Source organism: Streptomyces sp. NPDC048566 (assembly GCF_043199735.1).
Classification (GTDB): domain Bacteria; phylum Actinomycetota; class Actinomycetes; order Streptomycetales; family Streptomycetaceae; genus Streptomyces.
Window position 1 is genome coordinate 58,536 of the sequence record NZ_JBICWL010000012.1, and the last position, 14,358, is coordinate 72,893.

Sequence of the window (14,358 nt, forward strand, 5' to 3'; positions counted from 1 at the left end):
TGTGCCGCGGGTCGGGCCGGAGCCCGCCCGCATCGTCGGGTGCCGTGGAGCGGGGGTCATGCATCGGCGGCCCCCGCCGTCCCGGGCAGGCCCTCGATGGCGTCCAGGGACGCGGCGAGGTCGCCGTGCCGGGCGTCGAGATGGGGGCGCATGCCGGCCAGAGGGGCGAGGAGGTCGGCCGCGTCCGCGGCGCCGAGAGCGGCGTGCAGGGCGGCCTGGGCCGAGCGTGCCGCGGGGTCGAGACGGGTGAGGGCGGTGAGCCGGCCGGCCAGGCGGCGCAGGTCGGCGGCGTGGGCGCGGGCCCAGGTCGCGGTGGCGCGTTCGGCCGCCCGTGCCTGGCGGGTGGCCGTCACGCGCTGCTCGCCCGTGCTGCCCTCCGTGCCGGGGCGACCGCGCAGGTAGCGGCGTTCGGCGGCCTGCCGGCTCGCGACGCCGAGAGGGGCGGCCAGGTCGGCCCAGCTGGCTCCCGCGTCGCGGGCGGTCTCGATCAGGCCGGTCTCCCAGCCGGCGAGCCGTTCGCGCACCTGCCGCAGCAGCAGCAGGGAAGCCAGGGCCTGCTCGGGGCCGGGCCCGGCGGCGTCGGGTGTCTCGCCGTGGGCGTCGCGCAGGGCGTCGTCGACGGCGGCCAGGGCTGCCGCGGCGGCGAGGAAGGACGCCGGGCTCTGGGCGTCGGGTCCCCTCGTGGACGGCTGGTCTGCCGAGTTCATGGGCACCTCCCTCGGGAGTGTCATCCGGATGACGACATCGTATTTGTCATCGACTGGATGACATGTTACAACAGGGGCAGTGCAGCGCATTGGCAGCAACCGCTCGAACCTACTGGAGGTGTTTCACGATGTTGATGCGCACCGACCCCTTCCGTGAGCTGGACCGGATGGCGCAGCAGCTGATGGGCCCGGCCACCTGGTCCAAGCCCTCGGTGATGCCCATGGACGCCTACCGCGAGGGCGACGAGTACGTGGTGGCCTTCGACATCCCCGGCGTGTCCCCGGACGCGCTCGAGATCGACGTCGAGCGGAACATGCTCACCGTCAAGGCGGAGCGACGGCCGGTGACGAAGGCCGACGACGTGAAGATGGAGCTGTCCGAGCGGCCGCTGGGCGCCTTCTCCCGCCAGATCGTGCTCGCCGACACCCTGGACACCGAGCGCATCCAGGCCGACTACGACGCGGGCGTCCTCACCCTGCGCATTCCGATCGCCGAGCGTGCCAAGCCGCGCAAGATCTCCGTCGGCGCCGGCTCCGGGCGCAAGGAGATCTCCGGCTGATCCCGCCGGGAGGGCGGACCGTGCTCCACCCTCCCGCCGCGGCCCCCGCGGACTCCCGGCGGCAGCCGAGGCGCGGCCGTCCAGCGGTTCCGCAGCGGAGGGCGCTACGAACCGCAGGGCGGAGCGCGGCCCGCGGGCAGGGCCCGGGACGCCGAGCCCGCGGTTCGCGTGGCGCCCGCCCCGGCTTGAGCGCAGTCGATGGGCGAGTCCTGTGCGAAGCCCCCCGGAACACCGTGACGGGCCGGGGGGCTTCGCCCCGGCGGTTCGCATCGCAACGCGGTGAGGCGTGGTGCCGGAACGTGTCCTCAAGGAAGACGGTCCACCACCGCACACCGCTCGCCATGACGATCTTCTCCGAACAACGCACCCCGCATCTCCGCTACGGCGTAGCGGGAGCGTCCGGACCGCCGTCCCGCCACTCCGGCCCCGCCGGGCGCGGCGCACCGAGGCCCAGCACGGCACAGGCGGCACCGGCCACCCGTGCGGGCGTCGCCCCCGGATCGCCGGAAGGCAGAAGCAGGTGGCTGATGGTCAGCCGGACCAGCAGATCGGCTGCGTCGCGGCGCAGGCGGGCGGGTACGTCCGGCGTCCTGTCGGCAAGCCACGCCTCCACGAGTTCGCGGGCCCGCGAGAAGACGGGTTCGGGCCGGCTCGCGAGAAAGGGGAGCAGGCCGTCGGTGCCGCCGCGGGCCGCACCCACCACGGCACGGACGAGGGGGTTCTGCCCGGCCTCGGCCAGTACGTGACCGACCCCCGCCTGGAGCGCCGCGGCGACGTCGTCGCGGCGCGCGTCGAGGACCCGGGACACCTCCAGCAGGAAACGGTCCGTCTCCCGCAGCACGAGCGCGGCCCCTATCCCGGCGCGGTCGCCGAACTCCGCGTAGATGGAGGGCCGGGAGACCTCGGCCCGGACGGCGATGTCCGCGACGCGCACCCGGTCCCACCCCTCCCGCGCAGCGAGCTGCCACGCCTCCTCGACGACCCGCTCCCGCATCTGCCTGCGCCAGGCAATGCGGGGAGGATCGGCCGGTGGCGGCGTGTCGGAGCGGCGGGGCGGCCGGGGGAGTTCGGACGGCATGGGGCCAAGTCTGCGGTACGCGCCGGGATGCCACACCACCGCCGTGACCGCCGGCACGGCCGTTCGCGTCCGGTCAGTCGTGCGGGACGACGGCCACCGGTGCGGTGCCGTGGTGGGCGAGGGCCTGGACCACCGGTCCGATGTGACGCCCCACGGCGGCCCGCCGGATGCGGCGGCCCACGACGGCGAGGGCCGCATCGTGGGAGGCGTCCACGAGGAGTTCACCGGCGTCGCCGACAGCGGTCCGGGGCGCCACCTCCACGGCGGGGAACCGCCGGCGCCACGGTTCCAGGACGTCGGCCAGGCGGCGTTCCACGCGCGTGCCCAGATCGTCGCGCGCCTCCGGGAGAAGGTCGCCGCCGTAGAAGTAGGGAGGCAGCGTCCAGCCGTGCACGACGCGCAGCCGCGCCGCGCGCCGGGACGCCTCCTCGAACGCGAAGTCGATCACGGCGGTACCGGGTTGGCGCAGGTCGAGTCCCAGGACGACGTCCCCGCGCTCGGGATCTCCGCCGGGAGCGGAATCCGTCGTACCGTCCGGCCCGGCCGGCGGATCGGGGTGGGGGGACCGCACGAGCACCACCGGCCGTTCGCTGCCTGCCAGGACCGTGAGGGATACGGACCCGAGGAGGAATCCGGCGACCTTGCCCAGTCCGCGCGACCCCAACACCAGGAGGTCGGTGTCCCGGGCGGCTTCGATCAGGGCCTGGGCGGGCAGTCCGGGCACGTCGTCGGACTCGATGGTCAGGTCCGGGTGGCGGCGGGCCACACGACTCCGTGCCTCGTCCAACAGTCGCTGCGCGCAGTCGTGTTGCAGGCCGGGCGGTGGCACCGGAATGCCGAGGGCGCTGCGCGGTGCGTACAGCGGGCTCTGCCACTGCGACGCGTGGATCAGGCGCAGAGTCAGGTCGCGCAGGGCCGCTTCGCGGCCGGCCCAGTCCGCGGCGGCCAGGCTCTCCGGCGAGCCGTCCAGCCCGACGGTCAGCGTGCGGGGCATGGTCAACCTCCTTCGGTGGGGCTCCGATTGTTCGCTCCCCGCCGTGTGCCGGGCAGGGGCCTGCCGGCCCTCCCCGGCAGCCGAGAGTCCCGCTCCCCGCCTCCGGAGTCCGCGCGCGGGACCTGCCGCGTCATCCGAAGGCGAGTCGGGGGCAGACGAGTGTTCCGGTGGTTCCGTGGGCGATGGCGTAGGCCGCGCCGAGGGCGCCGATCGCGGCCGGCCCGCCGGTCCGTTCGACGAATCGTGCGGCGGCTTCGGCCTTGGGCCGCATCGAGCCCTCGGGAAGGGGCAGGCTCCGCAGGACGTCGGGAGTGGTGCCGAGGAGCGGTTGCCGGCGAGGGGTGCCGAAGTCCGTGTAGACGTTGGGCACATCGGTGAGGAGCAGCAGGAAGTCGGCCTTCAACTCCTCGGCCAGCAGAGCTGCGGTCAGGTCCGTGTCGACGACGGCCTCGACTCCGTTCAGCCGCCCGGTGTCGGCATCGGTTGTGACGGGAACACCGCCGCCGCCCCCGCAGACGACGACGGCGCCGCTGTTCAGCAGCGCGTGGATCACGTCGGTCTCCAGGACGGCCTCGGGTTCCGGGCACGGGACGGTTCTGCGCCAGCCCGCGGTGTCCCTGGCGATGTGCCAGCCGTGCTTGCGGGCGAGGGACTGGGCGATGTCCCGGGGATAGACCTGCCCCACGAACGTGCCGGGTCGCTCGAAGGCCGGGTCGCCCGGGTCCACCAGCGTATGGGTGACGAGAGCGGTCACCGGCCGGCCGGGAAGGGCGCTTCGGAGGGACCTGACCAGCAGGGATCCGATCATCCCCTGGCTCTGCGCCCCGAGCATGTCCAGCGGCCGGGGAGCGCCGAGCGGGGGACCGGCGGCGCTGTCCACGGCCTCGGTGCCGAGCTCGGGCCCGTTGCCGTGGGTGATGACGAGATCGTTGTCCCGGGCCAGCACGGCGAGGCTCTCGACGGCCCGCTCGATGCCGGCTCGCACGACGTCCGGGCAGGGGCGTTCGTCGCGGTGGAGCAGGGCGTTGCCGCCGAGAGCGGCGACGATGCGCATCGGGGGGCTCCTTGAAGGTGAGAGCACTGGGGGCCCGGCACGGCCCGGACCAGCCAGGACCCGGCTTCTCGTGCCGCGGGTGCGGTCGCGGTGCGCCCGGCCGCGGCATCGGCCGGTACGTCCGGTGAACCGGCCTACGGACATGCTCCTGCGCGGGACCCGCCGCGGGCCACCGGCCGGCGGGCCCCGGGGGGAAGGCCGATGGTCCCGGTGGCGGGACCCGACCGGACCACCGAAGCGACGGCGCCTCGGCCGCCATGCCGGACGGCCCGCCACCGCGACGCGAGCGATCTCCGCGCCCGGCGGGGCGGCATGCCCTTGCCGGTCCATCAAGGCGTGTACTCCCGAGGCGGATCGCCGGCAGCGCACCCGGCACGGGCCCACGGCTCCGGGAGCGCGCACCGATGGGTGGCGGTGCAGCGGCAGACCATCCACCGCTTCGTGTGCGCGCGTCACACGTGGACCCGGTCGCGAACGGCGCTTCTCCGCGCGACGGCATAGCCCCCCGAGCCGTTCGGCGACGGCATCGCTCTCCCGCCCATTCACGGCGCCTGAGCAGTCCCGGCGCCCCTCCGGAGGTGAGCTGGCCGACGCGGTCCGGGCCTTCCGGGACGGGGGAGACGGCAGGCGACGGACGTATCGCGCTCACCGTCCGGGGATGTCGCGGCGGTTACGCAGCGGTGAAGGCGTGTTGCGTGAAGTGTTGACAGTGTCCGGCGGGCGTCCCTAGCCTCTCCAGTGTTGAGAGCGCTCTCATCCTGTGAATCACAGCCAGGTTCGCACCTGTACGAGTGATCGTTACGGACTTTTGCTCGCCGGGCGACGGATCTCCCGGCGGACCAGCACTCTCCTGCCCGTTGTGGCATACGGCCCGTGTGCGGGCCCTCCCCTCAGGAGTTCTCGATGCCCCCAGTCAGTCAGTCCCCACCCGGCGACGCGCCCGGAGCCGCGCAGGCCATACCGGTGCCCGGCGGGCGGCCGGCGGCCACCCGTACCGTGCGGCACCCCCGCAGCATGGTGTGCGCGGTCGTGACGGCCCTGCTCGCCGGCCTCCTCGCCGTGCTCGCCTCGCACACCGCCCGCGCCGACGCCGTCGGTCAGGGCAGCTACACCACCCAGCCGCCGGGGCCTCTGCCGTCCGGCTGCGGGGACATCTCCACCAACCCGCGGCACTGGGTCACCTCCCGGGCGCCGGCCGGGCCCGTCCCCACCAACGACTGGTGGTCCTCCATCCTGTGGAAGCGCACCGACTGCGCCTACGGAGAACCGCTGTACGCGCAGCCGCTCGGTTTCCGCGCCCGCTCCACCGGCCTGGGGGTCTCCTACAGCACCACACCCGCCATCTCCGGGGGCGCGAAAGGCGTCGGCGAGTACCACTTCGACTACGCCGAGGACTTCACCGTCGGTGTGAGCGGGCTCCAGGCGCCCGAGGTGAAGGTCGACGACTGGAGCGACTGGACGGTCAGCCCCCTGCTCAGCGACGGCACCCACTCGCTGCGAGCGACCATCGGGTCCGGTCTGCCGTTCGCCTACTTCCGGGCCGGCGGCGGCGACGCCCGGATCACGCTCGCCTCGGGAGCGCAGTCGAGCGTGTGGTCCCACTCGGGCTCCCGCATCGGCTACCGCGTCAACGGCCACGACTACGTCGCCTTCGCGCCGAGCGGCGCGACCTGGTCTGTCCAGGACTCCGGGTTCGGCTCGTCGCTGGCGGGCAAGGACTACTTCACCGTCGCGGTCCTGCCGACCACGTCCGCCACGTCGGCGGCCGACCGCGAAGCGCTGGCCGACGCGTACGCCAGGTACGCCCACGCGCACGTCACCGGCACGAGCGTCTCCTACACGTACGACGAGATCGACAGCACCCTCACCACGACCTACCGGTACACCACCGAAGCCCTGGAGGGCTCGCAGACCGCCACCGTGACCGCGCTGCTGCCCCACCAGTGGCGCCACCTCGCCGGCGGCGAACCCCGAGCGGAGACCTACGTTTCGTCCCGCGGCCCGCTGAAGATCCTGACCGGCGTCCGGTCCTTCACGACGTCCATGGTCTTCCACGGGGTCCTGCCCGAGGTCCCCGCGGTCGCCGACGGTTCCGGCGCCGACGCCGCCACCCTGCGGGACTACCTGGACGCGGAGAAGTCCGATCCGACCCGCCAGCAGAGCGACGACACCTACTGGACCGGCAAGGGACTCGGCCGAGCGACGCGCATCGCCGAGATCGCCGACCAGACGGGCAGCACGGACGTCCGAGACGCCGCACTCGCGGCGATCAGAAGCAGGCTCACCGACTGGCTGACCGCGTCGCAGGACGAGAACGGCCACAAGTTCTACTACGACAAGGCGTGGGGAACCCTCATCGGATACCCCGCCTCCTACGGCTCCGACCAGGAACTCAACGACCACCATTTCCACTACGGATACTTCGTCGCAGCCGCCGCGACCCTGGCCAAGTTCGATCCGGACTGGGCGGCCTCGGGCCACTACGGCGCCATGGTCGACCTGCTGATCCGGGACGCGAACAACTACGACCGCGCCGACAAGCGGTTCCCCTACCTGCGGGACTTCGACATCTACAGCGGTCACGACTGGGCGTCCGGCCACGGGTCCTTCTTCGCCGGCAACAACCAGGAGTCCTCCTCGGAGGGCATGAACTTCGACAACGCGCTCATCCAGTGGGGCATCGCCACCGGCGACAAGACGGTCCGTGACGCGGGCATCTACATGTACACGACCCAGGCGGCCGCCATCGAGGACTACTGGTTCGACGGCCACGAGGAGGTCTACCCGGCCGAGTTCAAGCACCGGCAGGTCGGCATGGTCTGGGGCAACGGCGGCGCCTACTCCACCTGGTTCTCCAGCGCGCCCGAACAGATCCAGGGCATCAACCTGCTCCCGGTGACCGGCGGCCACTTCTACCTCGGCGCCGACCCGGACCAGGTCACGGCCGACTACCAGGAGATGCTCGCGCAGAGCGGGAAGACCAGACCCACCATCTGGACCGACATCTGGTACGAGTACCTCGCCCTGGGCGACCCGGACGCCGCACTCGCGGCGTTCCGCTCCGACCACTCCTTCACCTCCGAGGAAGGCGAGAGCAAGGCCCACACCTTCCACTGGATACGCAACCTCGCCGCTCTCGGAACCATCGACACCACCGTGACCGCCGACAGCCCGCTGGCCGTCGCCTTCACCAAGGAGGGCAAGCGGACCTACGTCGCCGCCAACGCCACGGCACAGGACATGACCGTGCACTTCTCCGACGGCACCGACGTCGCCGTACCCGGCGGCAGGACCGTCGCGAAGGGAGCCCAGAACTGGAGCGGAGGCAGCGCCACGGGAGGTGATCCCTCACCGACCGGAAGCCCCACCCCGACGGACACCCCCACACCGACCCCGACCGACCCCCCGACACCGCCCGACAGCAGTCCGCCGCCCACCGGCGACGGCGGTTCGTCCCCCGACCTCTTCGTGCAGGCCGACGGGAAACTGACCGCGGCGCAGAACCCGGCCGACACCGTCCCGCTGGCATCGGCCGACGGAACCAACCACGACGGCACGCCGTACAAGGCGGTCGACTTCACCGCCACGGGTCTCACCCTGGACCTCGACGGGGGCTCGACGGCCTTCGATCTGGCCGTCGACGCGGGCACCGCCGTGGGCAACGCCCCGCAGCTCCAGCTCTCGTACGACTGCACCGGTGACGGCAGCTGGGACCGTGTCGAGACCTACCGCTACTTCGCCACCGATCCCGTGGCCGGCTGGGAGCACTACACGCAGCACGCCGGAACGGTGTCCGTGACGGGCACCGCCTGCGATCTCAGAAAGGGGACGGTCCGCGCGCGGATGTGGAACGCCATCGGCCACGCCGCGAGCACGCTGGGCACCGGAAACCTCTCGGTCATCCACCTTCCCTACACGTAACCCGCGCACCCGCCGGGTCCGGCCTCGCGGCCGGGCCCGGCGGGTCGCCGTTCGCCTGCCTCCGCTCCGGGCTCCGGCGCGCCGGGTCCGCGACCGGTCGGTGCGACGCTCCCGGCCGGACGGCTGGGCGCCGGGCAGGGATCACCGTGGTGCGTCAGCGCTCGGTGCGGCGCGCGTGCGCCTGATCCGCCGCCTGATCCCCGCGCTCCTCGATGACACAGCCGGGACCGGGGAAGATCTCGCTCTCGTGACCGTCGTCGTAGCGCAGCCGGTAGGGCGGTTCGCCGTCGGCGCCCAGCACGTCGACCACCGTCGCCCGGTGTTCCGGTTGGCCTGCCTTCCTGCTGGTGAAGCGCATGACGTCACCCGCGTGTGCATGCATGGTCCCTCACTCCTCACTTCCTGCTCGGGGCACGTGGCGCCTGCCGGCGCGCCGCGCCTGCCGTCGCGCTCCGGCCGCGCGGCCGGAGCGGGACGGCCTTCTCGTCACCTCGTGGACGGGCCGCGGTCATAACCGGCCTCCGCCGCCGTCCGCCGCGTACAGATCCAGCAGCCGCAGGCGGGCGGCGTGCAGCCGCAGGGCGACCACGCGCCCCACCCACAGCCCGATACCGCGACCGAACTCGGGATCGGCCGCGCACCGCGCGCGAACGCTCGCGGCATCGAACTCCCAGGCCCGCACCGGGGTCACCGACGCGGCCCCCGCCTGCCAGATCCACGGGGGGAACCGCCAGGACCATCCCACGAGATCACCGGGGCCGAGCGTGTCGAGCACGGTCGGCCGCCGCCCCGGCACGTGCACGTCGAGCGTGACCGTACCGGTGCGCACGACCCAGAAGCGGTCGGCGCGTCCTCCCTCGTCGAACAGGGGGGTCCCGGCCGGGAAGGAGACCTCCCGGGCCAGGCACATGAGCCGGGCGCGATGCTCGGGTTCCATGGCCGGGGCCGGGGCGGCGGTCATCGCGGGGACTCCCTCCGTGGTGCTTCTTCCAGACTGACCGCATCACGGGCCGCGCGCCACGGGTGCCCGTGAAATACGGCGGGCCGTGCCCTCGCGCCCTGTCCCCGGCCGGCTCTGGCGCTGCCGCCGGGAGCGGGGCGCGCGTGCGCGCCGAGCGGGCCGGACGGGCCGGACCGCTCGGCGCGCGCACCCACCCGCGAAGGTGCGGTAATGGAAGGAGGGGCGAAGACGTCGTGCCCCCGGCGCGCCCCGCGACCAGGGCCCGGCTCCGCCCGGGCCGTCCAGGGAGGCCGATCATGGACGCTGTCACGGACGGCGAGACCGCCCCGCACCCCGCCGACGGCACGGTGATGGGCAAGGACGGGATGACCGTGCTCGTGGAGGTGCTGCGGCGGCGCGGCTACACGGTGGTGGGGCCCACCGTGCGGGACGACGCCATCGTCCTGGCGGAACTGCGCTCCGCGGACGAACTGCCCTACGGATGGGGGGTGGAGCTCGACGCCGGGCGGTACCGGCTGCGTGCGCGGTCCGACGGCATGGCGTTCGCCAACGCGGCGGGCCCCCAGTCGTGGAAGACCTTCCTGCATCCCGCGCGGGTGCGCGAGTGGAGCGCCGACCGCGACGGGGACCGGCTGTCCCTCGTGGCCGAGCCGGACGAGCCCCCGCGATACGCCTTCCTCGGCGTGCGCCCCTGCGACCTGCGGGCCGTCGAGATCCAGGACCGCGTACTGACCGGCGGCGCCCACCGGGACCCGGTGTACGCGGGGCGGCGATCCGGGGCGCTGCTGATCGTGGTGGAGTGCACTGAACCCGGCGCCACCTGCTTCTGCACGTCGATGGGGACCGGACCGGCCTGCGGTTCGGACTGTGACCTGGTGCTGACCGAGGTCGACGACGAGGACGGGCACCGCTTCTGGGTCCGCGGCAAGAGCGCGGAGGGTGCCGAGATCCTCGCGGAGCTGCCCGTCCGGGCCGCCGACACCCGCACCCGCGAGGCGGCCCGAGCGGGTGTGGCGGGCGCGGCGGACGCCATGGGCCGCGCCATGCCCGAGACCGACCTGCGCGCACTGATGGCGGGCACCCTGGACGCCCCCCGCTGGGACGACGTGGCCGGACGGTGCCTGACCTGCGGCAACTGCACCATGGTGTGTCCGACCTGCTTCTGCACGACCACGGAGGACGTCACCGACCTGACGGGGGACCACGCCGAGCGGTGGCGGCTGTGGGACTCCTGCTTCGACCTGGACTTCTCCCAGCTGCACGGCGGACCCGTCCGCGAGTCGTCCCGGAGCCGCTACCGCCAGTGGCTCACCCACAAGCTCGGTACCTGGCACGACCAGTTCGGGTCGTCCGGATGCGTGGGCTGCGGCCGGTGCATCGTGTGGTGCCCGGTCGGCATCGACATCACGGAGGAGGCCGCCGCCCTCCACGACTGGACACGCCCCCCGTCCCCCGGCACGGAGGAGACCCCGGGATGACGGCGACCTCAGCGCTCCGCGTCCCCGCGCGCGCCGGGCCCGCACCATGGGGCGGACCGCCATGACCGGCACCGTGGGGCCCCCGCTGCCCTACCGCGTCGCGGAGTCGCACGTCGAGACAGCCGACACGCGGACGTTCGAACTGGTGCCGGACGGAGCGCGGCTGCCTCCGTTCGCGTCGGGCCAGTTCGCCATGATCTACGCCTTCGGGGTGGGTGAGGTGCCCATCTCGGCCAGCGGGCTGGCCGGCCGGCACGGCGGAATCGTCCACACCGTCCGGGCGGTGGGCGCCGTCTCGGCAGCCCTGCACGGGCTGCGCCCAGGGGACGTCGTCGGGTTGCGGGGTCCCTTCGGAACGGGCTGGGACATGGCAGCGGCACGAGGGCGTGACGTCCTGGTCGTCGCCGGCGGGATCGGGCTCGCCCCCCTGCGGCCGGCCGTCCACGAGATCCTGGCCCGGCCGGACGCCTACGCCTCGCTGACGGTGCTGGCCGGCGCCCGCACCCCGTCCGACATCGCCTTTCGGGAGGAGACCGAGAGCTGGCGGGCGCGCGCCCACGTGGAGGTGACCGTCGACCGCCACCAACCGGGCTGGCGCGGTCCCGTGGGACTGGTGACCACACTCCTGGACCACCTCGAACTGCGCGGCGACCGCACCTGCGCCTTCATCTGCGGACCCGAGGTGATGATGCGTCAGACGGCGCGGGATCTCGTCGCCCGGGGACTGCAACCGCACCGCATCCAGGTCTCGCTGGAGCGCACCATGCGCTGTGGCACGGGCCACTGCGGGCACTGCCAGCTCGGTCCGCTCCTGCTGTGCCGGGACGGACCGGTCGTCGGCTACGACCGCGTGGCGTCCCTGCTCCAGGTGAGGGAGCTGTGACATGACATCCGATCCCGGACCGGCCGCCGACCCCAGGCCGTCGCTCGCGGTGTGGAAGTTCGCCTCCTGCGACGGCTGCCAGCTGACCCTCCTCGACTGCGAGGACGAACTGCTCGCCCTCGCCGAACGGGTCCGCATCGACCACTTCCTGGAGTTCTCCTCGGCCGAGGGCGGCACGGGCGAACGGGCCCGCCTCGAAGGACACGGACCCTACGACCTCTCCCTGGTCGAAGGGTCGATCTCCACCGCCGAGGACGCCGAACGCATCCGGCAGGTCCGCCGCATGTCCCGGCACCTGGTGACGATCGGCGCCTGCGCCACCGCCGGCGGTGTCCAGGCCCTGCGCAACTTCGCCGACGCCGACGCCTTCCTCGCCGCCGTCTACGCCCGCCCCGACTACATCTCCACACTCGCCACCTCGACCGCGATCGCGCAGCACGTCACGGTCGACTTCGAACTGCGGGGATGCCCCATCGACCGCGGCCAGCTCCTGGAGGTCCTCACCGCCTACCTCGCCGGACGCAGACCGCAGACCCCCGGCCACAGCGTCTGCCACGAATGCAAGCGGCGCGGCACGACCTGCGTCACCGTCGCCCACGGCACGCCGTGCCTCGGACCCGTCACGCACGCCGGGTGCGGAGCCGTCTGCCCGGCCTACGGCAGGGGCTGCTACGGCTGCTTCGGTCCGGCCGACACCCCCAATCTGCGGGCCATGGTCGAGGAACTGCGGCGCGACGGCATGAGCGAGCGCGACATCGAGCGCGTGTTCCGCACCTTCAACGCGGCGGCGACGGCGTTCGTTCCGGTGTCCGACCTGCTCACGCGCACCCGGCGGCACGCGCGCAGCGCCGCGGAAGCGGCCCGGGGAGGGTCCTCGTGAACGGGCGGGACGACCGCTCGCTGCGGCTGGGCGCGCTCACCCGGGTGGAGGGCGAAGCGGCCCTCCACCTCGGCATCGAGGACGGCTCGGTCACCCGGACGCAGCTGCGCATCTACGAGCCGCCACGGCTGTTCGAGGCCCTGCTGATCGGCAGGGGCCACACCGAACCACCCGACATCACCTCGCGGATCTGCGGCATCTGCCCCGTCGCCTACCAGATGACCGCCTGCCAGGCGATCGAGCAGGCGTGCGGTGTCACGGTCGACGGCCCCCTCGCCGAACTGCGCCGGCTGCTCTACTGGGGCGAGTGGATCGAGAGCCACGCCCTGCACGTCCACCTGCTGCACGCCCCCGACTTCCTCGGCGCCGCGGACGCCGTGGAACTCGCGCGCGGCCAGCGAGCCGCCGTCGAGCGCGGACTGCGCATCAAGCAGGCCGGCAACGCGATCCTGGAACGGCTCGGCGGCCGGAGCATCCATCCCGTCAACGTCCGGGTCGGCGGCTTCTACCGGACACCGGCACCGGACGATCTCCTCGCCCTCTCCGCGCAGCTGTCGCGGGCCCGCGCCGACGCCCTGGAGACGGTCCGCTGGACGGCGGCGTTCGACTTCCCGGACATCCGGTGCGAGCACGCGTTCCTCGCGCTGCGCGACCCGGGGCACTACGCGGTCGACGCGGGCTCCCCGGCCGTCCTCGCCGCACCCGGCGACGGCACGCCCGCCCGCACCTTCCCGACCGCCGACTTCGAGGAACGCGTCGCGTCGTCCCAGAAGTCCTACACCACCGCCCCGACGGCAGCCCTCGACGGCCACCGCCACCTGACCGGCCCGCTGGCCCGGTACGCGATCAGCGGCCGCTGGCTGCATCCGGTGGCCGCGCAGGCCGCGCGGGACGCGGGCCTGGGCGACCCGGCCGACGGCACGGTGTGCGCCAACCCCTTCCGCAGCATCGTCGTGCGCGCCGTGGAGGTGGTGCACGCCCTGGAGTCGGCGGCGCACATCATCGAGCACTACACGCCCCCGCCGGCCCCCGCCGTGCCCGTCACCCCGCACGCCTGCGTCGGGTCCGCCGCCACCGAGGCCCCCCGCGGACTCCTCTACCACCGCTACGCCCTGGATGAGGACGGGACGCTCACCGCGGCCCGCATCGTCCCGCCCACCGCCCAGAACCAGGCGGCCATCGAGGAGGACGTGCGCCGGGCCGTCCAGGCGCGGCTCGACACCGGCGGACCCGCCACCGACACCGACCTGACCGAGCTGTGTGAACGGGCCGTCCGCAACCACGACCCCTGCATCTCCTGCGCCGCCCACTTCCTCGCCCTGACCGTGGACCGCCGGTGACCGGCCCGATCGTCGTCATAGGCATCGGCAATCCGCTGCGGGGCGACGACGGTGTCGGCCCGGCCGTCGTGGAGGCGCTGCGGGGCCGCGTGCCCTCCGGCACCACACTGGCGACAGCGGACTGCGACCCCGGACGTCTCATGGACCTGTGGGCCGGCGCCGACACCGTCGTCGTCGTGGAGGCCCTGCGCACCCGGCCGTCCCGGCCCGGCACGCTGCACGTCCTGACGCCCGCGCAGGTCGTCGGCGATGCCCGGGAGCCGACGAGTACCCACGGGTTCCGTCTGGGCACCAGCCTCGCGCTCGCCGGCACGCTCGGCCGGCTCCCGCCCAACCTGGTCGTCCACGCCATGGAGGTCGCCGACACGGAGCCCGGGCACGGGCTCGGCGAGCAGGTGCGGGCGGCCCTGCCCGAGCTGACCGAGCGCGTCGCCGCCGCCGTGCGCAGGGCCGCCGAGCAGCAGCGGAGACCGTAGGGGAGCCCCGGCGGGACAGCGCACGG

The 14,358-nt window shown here is 73.6% G+C and carries 13 protein-coding genes; 7 read left to right on the top strand and 6 right to left on the bottom strand.

Going from position 1 to position 14,358, the window contains the following annotated elements:
* Positions 1–56 precede the first annotated feature (56 nt).
* Positions 57–707 carry a type III effector protein gene (locus ACGFS9_RS19640; protein WP_393254755.1) on the bottom strand — a complete coding sequence of 217 codons (651 nt, stop codon included), beginning with the start codon at positions 705–707 and terminating at the stop codon, positions 57–59.
* Positions 708–835: 128 nt separating this feature from the next.
* Between ACGFS9_RS19640 and ACGFS9_RS19645 the strand changes: the two genes are divergently transcribed.
* Positions 836–1,267 (top strand): Hsp20/alpha crystallin family protein, encoded by a 432-nt coding sequence (locus tag ACGFS9_RS19645; RefSeq protein ID WP_393254757.1) that lies wholly within the window; start codon positions 836–838, stop codon positions 1,265–1,267.
* 379 nt (positions 1,268–1,646) lie between these two features.
* Here ACGFS9_RS19645 and ACGFS9_RS19650 read toward each other — a convergent pair whose 3' ends face one another.
* From ACGFS9_RS19650 to ACGFS9_RS19660, 3 genes are all read right to left on the bottom strand, one after another.
* Positions 1,647–2,345 (bottom strand): TetR family transcriptional regulator, encoded by a 699-nt coding sequence (locus tag ACGFS9_RS19650; RefSeq protein ID WP_393254759.1) that lies wholly within the window; start codon positions 2,343–2,345, stop codon positions 1,647–1,649.
* A gap of 73 nt (positions 2,346–2,418) precedes the next feature.
* Positions 2,419–3,339 (bottom strand): universal stress protein, encoded by a 921-nt coding sequence (locus tag ACGFS9_RS19655; RefSeq protein WP_393254761.1) that lies wholly within the window; start codon positions 3,337–3,339, stop codon positions 2,419–2,421.
* Between the two features lie 130 nt (positions 3,340–3,469).
* Positions 3,470–4,393 (bottom strand): carbamate kinase, encoded by a 924-nt coding sequence (locus tag ACGFS9_RS19660; protein ID WP_393254763.1) that lies wholly within the window; start codon positions 4,391–4,393, stop codon positions 3,470–3,472.
* 903 nt (positions 4,394–5,296) lie between these two features.
* Between ACGFS9_RS19660 and ACGFS9_RS19665 the strand changes: the two genes are divergently transcribed.
* Positions 5,297–8,314, top strand: coding sequence for a glycosyl hydrolase (locus ACGFS9_RS19665; protein WP_393254765.1), 3,018 nt, complete (start codon positions 5,297–5,299; stop codon positions 8,312–8,314).
* Positions 8,315–8,468: 154 nt separating this feature from the next.
* Here ACGFS9_RS19665 and ACGFS9_RS19670 read toward each other — a convergent pair whose 3' ends face one another.
* Both ACGFS9_RS19670 and ACGFS9_RS19675 read right to left on the bottom strand, forming a co-directional pair.
* Entirely contained in the window at positions 8,469–8,696 is a 228-nt protein-coding gene (locus ACGFS9_RS19670) for a DUF1918 domain-containing protein (protein WP_393254766.1), read from the bottom strand.
* Between the two features lie 126 nt (positions 8,697–8,822).
* Positions 8,823–9,275, bottom strand: coding sequence for a cyclic nucleotide-binding domain-containing protein (locus ACGFS9_RS19675; protein WP_393254768.1), 453 nt, complete (start codon positions 9,273–9,275; stop codon positions 8,823–8,825).
* A 296-nt stretch (positions 9,276–9,571) separates the two neighbouring features.
* Here ACGFS9_RS19675 and ACGFS9_RS19680 point away from each other — a divergent pair, with 296 nt between their 5' ends.
* The 5 genes from ACGFS9_RS19680 (at position 9,572) to ACGFS9_RS19700 (ending at position 14,332) form a co-directional block, all read left to right on the top strand.
* A complete protein-coding gene (locus ACGFS9_RS19680) occupies positions 9,572–10,753 on the top strand; it encodes a 4Fe-4S dicluster domain-containing protein (protein WP_393254770.1) in 1,182 nt (393 codons plus the stop codon).
* Positions 10,754–10,814: 61 nt separating this feature from the next.
* Positions 10,815–11,636, top strand: coding sequence for an FAD/NAD(P)-binding protein (locus ACGFS9_RS19685; protein WP_393254772.1), 822 nt, complete (start codon positions 10,815–10,817; stop codon positions 11,634–11,636).
* A 1-nt stretch (position 11,637) separates the two neighbouring features.
* Positions 11,638–12,516 (top strand): oxidoreductase, encoded by an 879-nt coding sequence (locus ACGFS9_RS19690; RefSeq protein ID WP_393254774.1) that lies wholly within the window; start codon positions 11,638–11,640, stop codon positions 12,514–12,516.
* Complete coding sequence (locus ACGFS9_RS19695) at positions 12,513–13,856, top strand: Ni/Fe hydrogenase subunit alpha (protein WP_393254776.1); 1,344 nt, start codon at positions 12,513–12,515, stop codon at positions 13,854–13,856. The genes ACGFS9_RS19690 and ACGFS9_RS19695 overlap by 4 nt, the downstream gene beginning before the upstream one ends.
* Entirely contained in the window at positions 13,853–14,332 is a 480-nt protein-coding gene (locus ACGFS9_RS19700; RefSeq protein WP_393254778.1) for a hydrogenase maturation protease, read from the top strand. Before ACGFS9_RS19695 ends, ACGFS9_RS19700 begins: the two co-directional genes overlap by 4 nt.
* The last annotated feature ends 26 nt before the right edge of the window (positions 14,333–14,358 follow it).

Coding starts and splice junctions, on each gene's coding strand:
- ACGFS9_RS19670 (WP_393254766.1), bottom strand. CDS start 8,696: ATGCATGCACACGCGGGTGACGTCATGCGCTTCACCAGCAGGAAGGCA.
- ACGFS9_RS19640 (WP_393254755.1), bottom strand. CDS start 707: ATGAACTCGGCAGACCAGCCGTCCACGAGGGGACCCGACGCCCAGAGC.
- ACGFS9_RS19665 (WP_393254765.1), top strand. CDS start 5,297: ATGCCCCCAGTCAGTCAGTCCCCACCCGGCGACGCGCCCGGAGCCGCG.
- ACGFS9_RS19680 (WP_393254770.1), top strand. CDS start 9,572: ATGGACGCTGTCACGGACGGCGAGACCGCCCCGCACCCCGCCGACGGC.
- ACGFS9_RS19675 (WP_393254768.1), bottom strand. CDS start 9,275: ATGACCGCCGCCCCGGCCCCGGCCATGGAACCCGAGCATCGCGCCCGG.
- ACGFS9_RS19655 (WP_393254761.1), bottom strand. CDS start 3,339: ATGCCCCGCACGCTGACCGTCGGGCTGGACGGCTCGCCGGAGAGCCTG.
- ACGFS9_RS19685 (WP_393254772.1), top strand. CDS start 10,815: ATGACCGGCACCGTGGGGCCCCCGCTGCCCTACCGCGTCGCGGAGTCG.
- ACGFS9_RS19650 (WP_393254759.1), bottom strand. CDS start 2,345: ATGCCGTCCGAACTCCCCCGGCCGCCCCGCCGCTCCGACACGCCGCCA.
- ACGFS9_RS19660 (WP_393254763.1), bottom strand. CDS start 4,393: ATGCGCATCGTCGCCGCTCTCGGCGGCAACGCCCTGCTCCACCGCGAC.
- ACGFS9_RS19645 (WP_393254757.1), top strand. CDS start 836: ATGTTGATGCGCACCGACCCCTTCCGTGAGCTGGACCGGATGGCGCAG.
- ACGFS9_RS19690 (WP_393254774.1), top strand. CDS start 11,638: ATGACATCCGATCCCGGACCGGCCGCCGACCCCAGGCCGTCGCTCGCG.